General features: G+C 61.2%; 9 protein-coding genes. 1 reads left to right on the forward strand and 8 read right to left on the reverse strand.

Translation table 11 applies throughout. The annotated features are described in order from the left end of the window. Positions 1-18: 18 nt before the first annotated feature. Positions 19-1,098 carry an IS630 family transposase gene (locus AC0NIE_RS12235; RefSeq protein WP_473490046.1) on the forward strand — a complete coding sequence of 360 codons (1,080 nt, stop codon included), beginning with the start codon at positions 19-21 and terminating at the stop codon, positions 1,096-1,098. A gap of 151 nt (positions 1,099-1,249) precedes the next feature. Here the strand turns inward: AC0NIE_RS12235 and AC0NIE_RS12240 are convergent, their stop codons facing one another. From AC0NIE_RS12240 to AC0NIE_RS12275, 8 genes are all read right to left on the reverse strand, one after another. Then, positions 1,250-4,252: a DEAD/DEAH box helicase family protein gene (locus AC0NIE_RS12240; RefSeq protein ID WP_473489052.1), complete on the reverse strand. Its 3,003-nt coding sequence runs from the start codon at positions 4,250-4,252 to the stop codon at positions 1,250-1,252. Beyond that, on the reverse strand, positions 4,249-6,027 hold the full coding sequence (locus tag AC0NIE_RS12245) for a phospholipase D family protein (protein ID WP_473489051.1): 1,779 nt from the start codon (positions 6,025-6,027) through the stop codon (positions 4,249-4,251). The genes AC0NIE_RS12240 and AC0NIE_RS12245 overlap by 4 nt, the downstream gene beginning before the upstream one ends. A gap of 65 nt (positions 6,028-6,092) precedes the next feature. Beyond that, a complete protein-coding gene (locus AC0NIE_RS12250; protein ID WP_473489050.1) occupies positions 6,093-7,226 on the reverse strand; it encodes a DUF6361 family protein in 1,134 nt (377 codons plus the stop codon). 63 nt (positions 7,227-7,289) lie between these two features. Further along, entirely contained in the window at positions 7,290-7,685 is a 396-nt protein-coding gene (locus AC0NIE_RS12255; RefSeq protein ID WP_473489049.1) for a hypothetical protein, read from the reverse strand. Continuing rightward, positions 7,682-8,221 (reverse strand): hypothetical protein, encoded by a 540-nt coding sequence (locus AC0NIE_RS12260; RefSeq protein WP_473489048.1) that lies wholly within the window; start codon positions 8,219-8,221, stop codon positions 7,682-7,684. The genes AC0NIE_RS12255 and AC0NIE_RS12260 overlap by 4 nt, the downstream gene beginning before the upstream one ends. 83 nt (positions 8,222-8,304) lie before the next feature. Then, positions 8,305-10,176, reverse strand: a complete 1,872-nt coding sequence (locus AC0NIE_RS12265) for a hypothetical protein (protein ID WP_473489047.1) — start codon at positions 10,174-10,176, stop codon at positions 8,305-8,307. Further along, a complete protein-coding gene (locus tag AC0NIE_RS12270; RefSeq protein ID WP_473489046.1) occupies positions 10,173-10,676 on the reverse strand; it encodes an ABC-three component system middle component 2 in 504 nt (167 codons plus the stop codon). Before AC0NIE_RS12270 ends, AC0NIE_RS12265 begins: the two co-directional genes overlap by 4 nt. Continuing rightward, positions 10,664-11,791 carry an ABC-three component system protein gene (locus tag AC0NIE_RS12275; protein WP_473489045.1) on the reverse strand — a complete coding sequence of 376 codons (1,128 nt, stop codon included), beginning with the start codon at positions 11,789-11,791 and terminating at the stop codon, positions 10,664-10,666. Before AC0NIE_RS12275 ends, AC0NIE_RS12270 begins: the two co-directional genes overlap by 13 nt. Positions 11,792-12,048: the final 257 nt, after the last annotated feature.

Consider the following 12,048-nt stretch of genomic DNA (forward strand, 5'->3'; position numbering starts at 1 on the left):
ATGTGCGAGTCAGAGGGCATGTCAACTGAATCGGGCATCCGGTTGTCTCCTGAGGATCGGGCGACGCTGGAAGGTTGGGTGGCGGACCGCAACTCGCCACAGAAATGGGTTTGGCGGGCGCGGATCGTGCTGTTGTGGGCGGGCGGCGACGGCGTCACCGCGATTGTACGGGCGACCGGCAAAACCAAGCGAACCGCCTATCGCTGGCGTGATCGTTACGTTGCGTGCGGCATTGAGGGGCTGAAGCGGGATGCCAGCCGGCCGAGCCGCAAGCCGCCGCTTTCGGCCGAGGTGATCAAGCGTGTGGTGGATATGACGCTGCATCAGAAGCCGCCGGCGGGCACCCATTGGTCGGTGCGCAAGCTCGCCAAGGTGGTTGGGCTCAGCCCGTCGAGCGTGCAGCGCATCTGGGCAGCGCACGGGCTGAAGCCGCATCTGATCAAAAAATTCAAGCTGTCCAATGACAAGGCGTTCGTCGAGAAGGTCCAGGACGTCGTCGGCCTTTATCTCAACCCGCCGGACAAAGCCCTGGTGCTTTGCGTCGACGAGAAGAGCCAAATCCAGGCGCTCGACCGCACGCAGCCGGGGCTGCCCATCAAGAAGGGGCGGGCCGGCACGATGACCCATGACTACAAGCGCAACGGCACCACGACACTGTTTGCCGCCCTCAACGTGGCCACCGGCAAGGTCATCGGCGAATGCATGCCGCGACACCGCCACCAGGAGTTCCTGCGCTTCCTGCGTACGATCGATCGCAACACGCCCAAGCACTTCGCCCTGGATTTGGTGGTCGACAACTACGCCACCCACAAGCATCCCAAGGTCAAAGCCTGGCTTGCCCGGCATAAGCGCTTCCGCCTCCACTTCACCCCGACCTCTGCCTCCTGGCTGAACCAGGTCGAGCGCTTCTTCGGGCTCATCACCGACGACGCCATCCGCCGCGGCGTCTTTCGCAGCGTGACCGATCTGACGATCGCGATCGAGGCCTACCTGGAGCATCACAATGCCGACCCCAAACCCTTCATCTGGACCGCCAAGGCTGCTGACATCCTTGAAAAGGTCGCACGAGGGCGTCGAGTGTTAGAGTCACAACACTAGGTGATCGGGAACGCCGAAAGCGGACACCCGCCTCACGTGGCCATAAAGCCTAAGGCGGGAACGCCACGCGCAAGGAGACAGCGGGACCCAATCGTTGGAAGTGGATCGCTGATGGGTACACGACCCGTATGACCGAGCGGACGCGCGCTCATCAAATTGCGGCATCGGCTATCGCCGTTGCGCACTCAACGTTTCGGTAGGCCGCAAGGTCGAGCGTCAGGGCAGTGAGAGCCGCCGCGCGATCCTCGCCCCCGCTCATCAGCAGATCGACAAGATCCTCTTGGTTTGGCTGACCCAGCGCCAGCCGGTAAAGCAGCCGCTGACGTCGCAGCCGGCGGAAGCGGGCGACGTCGCGGCTTTGCGGCAGGCTGAACACATAGCGTTTGATCGTCGCTCCTTTGAGCAGCCACCAGGGACTGAGCCCGGAGGCATCGGCATGCCGCTTTTCCGCCAGCACTTCCAAATGACACCAGGGCGATCCGCCAAGTCTGGTCGTCTCAAGCAAGGCATCGGGACCGACCCAATTTCCCAGGGGCCGCCGCACCACCAGTCCTCCGAACCGTGAGATGCGTCCCTCTCGTTGTTCAAGATCGACAGGATTGGAAGGCAAGTCCCAATGCGCGATGCGGTCGCACCAACTGTGGAAGTCGAGCCCCTCTTGGCCGACCGACGTAGTTGCGAGGACATGAGGCCAGAAGGGGGCGTTAAACGCCCGGCGCAGTTCCTGAGAACGAACGGGCTTCGTACGCTCGTCGCTCACCAGCGGATCTTCACTGGCGTCCGTTCCGCCAAACGGCACGGCCGCATGGCACCGGACACGAATACCGCCGGGGCCGGCGGGTAGATCCTTGAACGTGAACCAGCCTGAAGCCGCGGCCAGCGCATCATAGAGATCATCGACCAGCTCGGCAGGCGCAACGCGAGCCCTGGCGAGCCAGAAATGTTCGTCGAGCAGACTTTCAAACCCACCATCGATGATCGCGTTCTGCAATATGCGCGTTGGCTTGTCGTCTCCGAGACGTCCCCAGAAAACAGGATTGTCGAGATAGTGGCGCAGTCGCTGCCAGCAAAAGCTGATCAGCGACCAGTGGCCATCGACCTCGAGGGCCTTGTCATAATGCCGCAGCCAGGCGCGACCCGTGGCGATGGCTGGGCCACCAAGCGCCATATCGGCCAGGTCTTGAAGCTCGCGAGGGCTGATCCATTCCAAGGCAGATACGCCGGCGCGCTGCGCCAGCAGATCCGCAAGCACGCCATCTTCATTGGCCATAAAATCCCAGTTGGCCTGGCCATCGTCGAAATCGCCGCTCACCTTCTCAACGGCCGCGAGCACATGCCATCCCGGAAGCCGGCGCTTGGCATCGGACTTTGGACTGGTGCGGACAGAAATCCCGATGTCCCGCAGCGTCTTCTTCAGCTGCTGCTTGATGGTCAGCCTTGCCAAAGCAGGCGTTGCAAACCGACCCTTTAGCGGATCGGTTTCCCGGATCAGGAACGCCGACGGATGGAATAATGCGAGGGTCGCCCCTTGGCCGGCTTTCGCCTGAAGCTTTCGCCGCGCCCATGACTGATTATAGGACATGCCTGCCGCCGACGCGTAACGCCGCTCGACCTCGAGGCTGGTCAGCCCGGCCACACTTTGCGGGGTTGCTCGAAAGCGACTGAACAGAAGGAGCTTTGGTGAGGACGCCTCGCTCCAGCCACCGGCGAGCGGCCACCAGCTCAAGGATGGTGAGACCCAGGGAAGGGCGAGTTGCTCGATCGACGAGACATCCAACAAAGCGCGCAATTTGGCGCTGCCCCAGCCATCTCCCTTTCCGCGTGGCTGGCGGGCTGCGGTGAGCGCGGGGACTGAGCGGTTTGGCTTAAACTCAACGCCGTTCGAGATTTTGTACCTTACGCCCAGCGACTGCGCCGGCAGCGGAACCGAAAGCCAATAGGGCAATGCTGCGGTTTTCAGCTTATCCGCTACCCCTTCTGCAAAATGGCGGAACACCTGCAGGTCCTTGGCATGGAGGCTGTGATCAGGGAGATGGGTGCCTTCCCAGTTGAGGTCGGCCGGATCATGCCGCTCCGTTCGCGCCATAAGCGGTCGCAACAGCGCCTGGATCTCAGCCCGAACCGCCTTGGCATGGTCGACCAGGGTTTTGTCCGGCGCGTCGCCCACTGTGCGACCGATACGGCGCAGGATTGCACCAAACCGCTCGAATAGGACCACTGCTTGGTTGCGCGCGTTCTTGCCACCCAAGAACTCGATAATGTCGAACAGTTCCTCGTGCGGCTGAGCGTGTGTACCTTCCCAATTCTCACTGTAGAGGCGATAAGGTGTAGCCGAGAGCAGCATCATCGCTGGGCCATGACCCGCCTTCCCGTCGAGCAGGGCGTGCACAAGCCGGTCCTCCTCGGTTGGCTTCAATAAGTCGCGGTAGCGCTGAAACTCATCGAATATTATGATGTCTGGCGGTGTTGCGAGCAGGCATGCTTCCGCAAGCGGACGGCGCAGGCGCGCGAGCACGCGCAGTGGCTTGTCGTGGCTCGTCGCACTGGCAATCTTCTTGCGGGCATTATGTCCGAACTCGCGAACCAGCGCGCTGCGATATTCGGTGATGAATTTTGCTGGGAGATCGTCGACCCAGCCGCCCGCGATTTTAAGAGCGCCGGCCCAACTCGACACTGCGCGCTGCTGCATAAAGCCAGCCGGCAGCTCTGATTCCAGCCCGGGATAACAGCGCTCGAGTAGGCAGGTGATGAAGGCGCGCTCGCCAGCCTTGCCGGTTTGGGGGCGAGCGGTGAGCGACGGAAAGGACGTGAGCGGTGCCAGTGGATATAGGCGAACCCCCGGCCGTTTGTTGCCTTCAAGGGGAATGAGGCTGAGCCGATCGACCTTTGAAACCGCGGCATTCGCCTGTTTGCCGAGGAAATCCAGCAGCCGTTTGGCATTCTGGTCCGACACCTTGGTATTGCTGGTGATGTAATAGACAGTGAAGGGCTTCTCGCCATCGGCAGACAGCTGGCGAACCACCTCGCGCGCGACCAAAGTCTTGCCAAGCCCGACTTCGTCGGCGACCAGAAAGCGGCGACGGCCCTTACCCTTCAGATTGGCGATTGCCGCCTTGACCGTTGCGGTCTGAAATTTGCGGGGCGTCGTCGTCATGCGGGCGACATCAAGGTGAGCCGGGCGGCGGCCCAGATCGACTGCAGAGCCGTCAGCGCGCGTCGGTCGTCGGCGGTCAGCGTCTCGTCATGCACGAGGATTGCCGTGATAAAAGTTTCGAACCGTGCATCGGCGCGTTGAAAGGCCGCCTTGTCGCGAGCCCAAGCGGTTAGGATGTCCTCAAGCGTTAGATCATCTAGCCGTACCTCGTCGCGATCGCGGCCATCATTAGCCCGCTCGTGCCGCTCCCAGGGGGCGCCCTCAGCCGCACCGATATCGCCGTCGAGCAGACCGCGCATCCATGCGTAAAATGATCTTATGCCCAGAAAACGAGCAATTGCCGCCCGGTCACGGCCAGGCTCGATCGGCGGAGAGATCGGCACGCTCTGCATCCAGCCACAGCTGTCGTCACCAAGACTGAGGCGAAGCTGGATAAGATCCGTCTGCCACGCGAGCGGTATATCGCCCAGATTAAGCGTTAGGGCAGATTTGGGCCATGCGATAAGAGTCCCGGTTATCAGCGCCGTTTCAAGGCGGATGCCGCGATTGCCCAGCTTCGGCGGAAAGTCAGCTTTGAGGGCAAATCGCTCGCCTCTCCGGTCAATCGACAGTGGCCAACGCGCTACCAGCGCTCGGCGGACGCTATCGAGAAGCTCGCCGGGGTCATTCGCGTTCGATATCTCGGGCTCGGCGAGTATTTCGGTCGGTATCGGCATGGCAGAGCCAAGCATGGCGTCGATGCCAGAGACGATCGATGGGCCGGCGCTAAAACTGACGGTTGCCTCCGCATTGCGGCCTCCCCAAGCGCGATCGGTGGCGTTGGCGCTGCCCATCACCACCTTGACCGCACCCTTGGTGCGGAAGGCAAACAGCTTGGCGTGAAGACTGATGGGCGGGGACTCGGCTTCTGCATCTTCACCTGGATCCGGAGCCTTTGAGGACGCCACGGGCCTACCAGTGCCGGTTTCCGTCACCGGATCGTCGGGCTCCGGTTCTGGCGGTGCCAGCGCCAGCAGACGCATCGGTTTCAGCAGTTCCTTTGCCTTCCTAGGCAACCCCCGGACCGCAGGCACGGTAGTCAGCAGAATGCGCTCGGTGCCATCGTCGCCCCATTGCGCCATCTCTTTGACGAACTTGGGGCAAAGGAACGGGCTGACGGCGACGATCCTGTCGAAGCTTTCCGCAGGCAGGGGACTTGCCGCGGGATCTCCGTCCGCGCGCAATTGCAGCGCATCGATGCGAACATCGTCCGGTGCGCGCCAGATGATCGATGCGAGGTCGTCCGCCAAAGCCTTTGGCGGGAAGGCGTCGAGGCCGACTAAGCGCGCAAGTTGTTCTGCAATCCCGCCAAGTTCGGGGATAGGCCGTCCGCCCTTCTTGCGCCGCGCCGCGCCTTCGATCAGCAAGCCGAGGTCGAGATCGCGGCTGGGCGTGAGGTTGCGACTGCCGATCCAGAAGCGCCAGCTGCGCTCTTTGGCCGGGCCCTCATACCCGACCAGCGCGAGCTTGGGATGCCAGCTTTGCCAGTCCTCATCGTAGTCCTGCTCGACAATGAATTGATCGAGCACCCCGGTTACCCTTGGCAGGTCGGAGCGCCGGTGGAGCCGGCCGCGCTGGACAATGATCCTCAGCTTGTCGCGCATTCGTTCGATGGCTTCGGCGAACTCGGCGGCATTGCCGCTACCGGCATCACTATTGCGCCCCGTCATCGCGAGGAGCGTCGCGCCGATCGCGAATGGATCAGCGGAATAGGCGGTGAACAGCGCGACGCGCACCGACCAGCCGCGATCGGGCCGAAGCTGGTCGAGATAGAGCTGGCCAACGAATTCGCCTGCCATCGCTATTTCACCCCTTCGAGGTCTGCGAGCAGCCGTTTCACATTTTGCCAACGATAATGAAGCGGTGTTGCCGCCCCGTGTTCCTCTTCATTCCATTCGAATCGTCGATCTGCGCCATCCCGGGTTCGCGACAGTCGCGCCCGGCGGCGTTTCCGGGATTCTTCGGCGCGCCGATAAGCCGCCTCGATCTCCATCGGATCTGTCCTGCCGCCCCGGATCCAGTGAAGCGTTTGCGAAAGCGCATCCGCCACGCGTGCTGGCAGAATTCCCATGTCGGCTTCGAACGCATCCCAATCGAGCGCTCCGGCGCGCCTGCCCCATGCTTTGAGAACCTTTGGCAGGGCCTTACGCTGGCAATCCGAACAGCGCCGCTTATCCAGCTCGGCTTTCAGCCATTCGACTTGAGCCGCGTAAACCGCTCTTCCGATGGCTGCGAGGGCGGCCGCTTGGCCAGCACGCACTAAGGCCGGACGCTCATGTTTCGCAAGTGCGAGAATCTCGGGGCTCCAGGCATGGTCGGCGTCGCCGAGCTGCTGGCCGACCAGCATAGCGAGCAGCGAAGCCTCCTCTTGATTGGCACTCGATTTGATGTTGCGGAGCTGCCCGGCAAGATATTTACGCTCGGCCTTGTCGAGCTTGAATGAGAGCTTGTCGGCCTTGGCCCAGTCTTCCGATGGTTCGGGACAGGTGAAGGGCCAGGTGGAGTGTTCGAAGGGCTGTTCCTCATCATCGCGCAAGGTCGTCGAAATCGTGGTGGCAAGGACCCGTTCGACCTGCGCTCGCGACCAGCTTCCTGAAATCCCGCGTTCGCGCAGTAATCCCCATTGCTGAAGCGCGGTCCAGTAAACGTAGGCCGGTGGCTGATCGATCGGAGTCGGCCAGACCCTCCCGCCGATGACCCCGGATTCACCAAGCAGGCGCTCGGTCAGTCGATGCTCGCCTCTCGCGATCAGGTCGGCAGGCCGTTGTCCTCGCAGGCGCATAGCGCGCACGTCAGCATAGAGCCACGGCACGAACAGGATGTAGCGGAGCCTGGTGTGCAGGACTGATGTGCCTGGAAAAAATCGGTCGGCATAACGCTGGTGGACGATCAGAAAACCGATTTCGTCGCGCACGCCGGTCTGGTCGGCGTTCATGAAGCGGCGCGCGTCGCGGAGCATTTCCTTCGAGAGATAGGTTATCCCGAAACTTGGCACTGCCTAGCGCAGCCGCCAGCGCTTGACGCCGAGCTTGCAGGCGAGCGTCGCCGTCACGATCGCCAGCAACAGCATCAGCGCTTCAGTAGCGACAAAAGCTGCCTTCATGTCGTTATAGGTGGCCTCGGTGCCTAGCGCGTTCACGGCTTCCAGAACAATGCCGACGGCACGGCACAGAAAGATCGCGGCGATTAGGACCGAGCCGAGGGCGAGCGGGAGGGCCTTGCTCCAGAAAATCGGCGCGATCTTCTTCCCTAGCGTCTTCTTTTCGAACGGCAGTTTTGGCTCGGTTTCATCGATCGCGCTCACCACATCGGAATACCAGAAACCCATCAGCGCCGTGACCACGGCGAGCAGCAGGCTGGCCGTCGAGATGACATTGGGAAGATCGTCGATCATGGATTGAGCAGGCCTGCGAGCGCGACATAGCTATCTTCCGGCACTCGGTAGAAGGTGCCGGTACGGGCCTCCGGAGCGACGCGCTTGAGTTCGCCGTTCAGTTCGGCGAGCAGGTCATTGAGATATTCGACGATTGCAGAGTTGCCGATCGAGACCCGGCGATAGCCATTAGCCTCAGCCTCGCAACTCTGCAGGACCTCGGTCGCCGCTTGGCGAACCGCTGCCGCGAGCCTTAGACGGTAGCGAGACAGCACCGATCGAATAAGGGACCGCGCGCCTGTTCCGGTGAGATTGAATAGGCGCGCAACGGTCGCTTCGTCGGGAATCGCGCCTGCCTTCGCTTCGAGAATATAGAGCAGAAGGCGTTGCTCTCGCGCGTCCGGGCTCCTCAGGCTGCTTTGCCCGAGCAGCATGTCGACGTATTCGCGCATAGCGGCTTTGCCGAGATCGGCCAGAACGTCAGCAAGCGGCGCAGGGCCGAGAATTTCGGCGAGCTGGGTTTCCTCCTCCGGCGTCAGCCGGACCGATGTATTCACGTCCAAATCCCCTCCCTCGATTATTCGCCAAATACTAGTCGATTCGCCCTCTGGCAGACAACGCAGGGGCGGCAGAATCTGCTTTAGATTTTTGCTGAAGGTTCGGAATCCATGGGGAAGTAACCGTACCGACCAATGCCTTCGATCTTGGTAAATTTCACCGCCTGCTCTGAGGATTGGATATCGGGGGGAGGGTCGGTATTTTCGACGACCAATACCTGCCTGTCGTCCTGGAGCGTCGCGAGGTATCCGTAAAAATGTGAATTCAGATCCGTGCCGCTGAGGTCGTCACCTTCTCCCTCCGGCTCGCGGTAGGAAAGGAGCGGGGAGTCGAGGACGACGAAGCCGGGATGCGGAGTGTCGAATTGCCGGCAATATTGCAGAAGACTCACCGTGAACGCTGCCTGCGTGATGGCGCGCAGCCCTTTGCCGAATGATGTCCGGCTCTTCCCGTTGATGACCAGATCGCGGGTCTTGGCTTCGAAGTGAACGCGGTCGATCTCCGGAAAATGCCAGTCCTTCAGGGTGGAGAGCACAACGCCGGCAAACTTGTCTGCGGTCGTACTGGGGAGATCGACATCAGCAAGGCTATTGCCACTATCGCCCGAAGGGTCTTCTCGCTCCAGTGCGGCTTTGCGCTGCTCCAGGTCGGATAAGCTGCGATAGATGGCAAGAGCTTCCCGAACTTCACCATCCCTATCCGCCAACTGCCTATAGGCGGTTCTAAGTTGACGAAGGTTGGGAGCGACCACACGGTCCATCTCGCCGGAAACTGACGCCAGCTGTTCTTCCAAAAGCGGAAGACGGCGCTCAAAACTCACGGCCTCCTTTCGCAATGTCGCGATGGTTTGGGCGAGCTCGCTTTGGCGCAGTTCAATCTTGCGTATTTCTGATTGAGCAGCGGCGACCGCCTTCTCGACGTCAAAATCGCATTCAGCTTTGCGATGTTGTTCCGGGGCCGAACCGCAGAAAGGGCAGACGCCTGTGCCGAGTGCCGCAAATAGACTGCCCGCTTCCTCTATCCCCCGCAGCCGCTCCGTATCGGAACGGTAGTGAGCGTCGAGCAGCGTGAAGCGGTCCAGGAGGGCGGTAATCTCGGTCAGGCGGTCCCTTCCTTCCTCGACCCGGCGCGCGATATTCCTTCGTCGCGCGGCGGCATCCTTGAACTCGGATTCGGAGACGGCGAGAAGCTCGCCTTGCGAGCGCATGGATTCGCCAAGCCGCTCGCGCTGGGCTTCCAGTTCATCCGGCGGACCCGCCAGTTCTTTGACCTGGCGGCGATGACTTTCTATTAGCTGGTCCAGCAGATCGAGCTGGGCGTTGCGGCTCTGCTCTTCAGGGGTGCGAGGCTGCGTGATCGCGAGCTTGGAGTCGTCAACGCCTGTGAGCAAGAGCTTGAAGACCGAGGTGTTCGTTGTATCGGCCGTGTAGTTGCCATCGGACAGCGGCGATCGCTGCTGGATGATTTCTTCCTCGTTAATGATGGCTAGGCGGGCAAGATTGCGAAAACTGAGGCTGTTCGTATCGCCTCGCTTATTTCTGCGAACCCGTTTGTGAGCAAGGTCAAGCTTGGCTAGCAGATAGGCAGAAAGGTTTTCGTCGTTTCGGTCGCTGTGGATGTCAGCAAGCATCGTGCCGTCGCCCTCAGGTAACGTGTCGGAATAAAGCCCTTCGAAAAGGCGGAACGCACCGCCATCGGCGCTTCTGGTGAGTGTAAATTGGTGCCCGTCCAGCGTCTCCATGGCGAGAAGGACTCGATCGTAGCCGACGCGCTCGGGAATGTCGCGCAAAGGCCCCTTGCCGCCGAGCATGAAGTCAATGGCATCGGCAATGAAGGATTTTCCGGTGTTCGAGGCACCGAACACCACGTTCAGGCCCGGTCCGAACGCGATTGTCGCGCACTTGCGCATCGGTCCGTGAAAGCTGAGATGTCGGAGGCGCAGACCTTTGGTCATGCGCCCGCTCCGAGACTTCGTTCGACGGTCTGAAATTCCACGACCCAAGTGTCGAAGAACTTGCGCATCAACCCGTCCAGGGCGGCATCGGTGTAGTCGCCGAGATGGTAGACAAGCCAGTCGGCCCGGCCCTTCAGGGCGGTCACGTAGGGCGTTTGCAGAGAGTCAAGAAACATCGCCGCAGCTTCGCCAGCACAATAGGAGAGGCCGTGTTCGTCGACGGCGCGGATAACGAGATCGCGCGTCATCATGAGATGCAGCGCATCCTGCACGACCCGCCGGCGCACATCGGTCGCCGGAGTCCGGATCGGGGTCGCGGGATGGAGGTCGTCCGGTCCGCCCAGCTGGTGCGTCCGGACGAGGAGGTAGTCGAAGGCCGTCAGGCGCTGGATATCGTACGCACGGGGAAATGCGGCACCGAGAACTGCGACGGCGCGGACGCCCGCTTCAAGAGGTCCGTTAAACGTTAGCGAAAACTGGTCGCGCTCTATTTCGTCCATTTGAGGCGATCGTCATTGGCAAGCTGATGGCAGATGCCGCGCTTGTCCTTTACCAGTGCGCTCGCGGCCAACGGGTGGGCGTCGAGCGAGACGTTCTGCGCCGCGTGTGTCACCGCCTTGACGCGCTCGAACCCGTCAGCATGCTCGCTTTCGCAGGTGTCCGCTACACCATGATAGATTTCGTTCTGCAACCCCTCGAACGTGCCGGGTTCCACTTTGTCGCGTACAAAAACGCGCAAGGATTCCGCGTGATAAAAGCATTCTCGCTGCCTTTTGAAATGATCCTCCAGAGGCTTCCACGCCTTCAAGGCGCCTAGGCCCGGGACAGCCGCTTTCGTGTGATCGGCGTAAGCCTCGAGCAGCCGGCCGACATAGACGCTCTCGTGATCCGCCAGATCGGTCGGGGGGGTGCCAACCAGCGGCCGAGGAGGCAGGCCGCCGCCGAAACGGCCCACGAAATAAGGCGTGGCGCGATGTTGCTCGATGATCTCGCGCGGCGATATCGGCTGGAAGATGGCAAAGTCGAAGGCATCGACATACTCGGCGAACTTGCCTTCCAGCTTCACGGGCTGGGTCTTGGTGATTTTACCGGCGACGGATTTTGGCCAGGCCTCGATCAACGCCGACTTCAGCGCGGGCACATTCGTCAGGTATCGTGTGAGGGTCGTTCCCGTCCCCCGCGGCGCCACGAAGTAGTATGCGCGCGGCGGTGCAAATTCGCCCTGAAACGAGAACCAGAGCATCTTGCCGATTTCCGGCCAAGCCGTGCCCGGGGCGATTGCGTCGCGATAGTGCTTGCACTGGTAGTTGTCCCAGGCGCCGAGCAGATAATTCTTGTCTTCGAAACCGGCGACATCGATGCCGCGGTCGCTTGCACCGGTGTAGCGCAGAACCTTGTGATATTTGGTAGTGAGAGAGGAAACCCACTCGTCGATGAACGTCTCCCATTGCGCCGGATCGTAGGTGACGATCCGGGCGAGGGGTTCGATCGGCGGCCCGTGTTGCAGCTGGGTTGGAGAAAGCATCGTTGAGTTTGGAGGCCGCGGCGCGACCTCCGCGAAACCAGTTATCGCGCCACCCAGCGAGAGCGCGAGGGTATCGTGATCCGGTGTCAAGATTCCTGAATCGCCCGCCATCGCAGCATACAGAGCTCGCACCAAAAATATTGTCAATAACCTGCGAACTCAAAGAGCAGTAAAACCCACGGCATATTCAATCCTTGCTGCGGGATTATCGGGCCAACCTCGACTCCGAAGGTGATAATCCCGAATTGACGCGCCTGGAACGGCTGCAGGGCAGCGCACGCGGACCTATTAGGTCTAAGTCTGTTCGTCGCCAACGGGTCCAGCCAAGACATTGCGCCTTGCGTGTT

The organism is Mesorhizobium sp. WSM4842 (assembly GCF_055901575.1).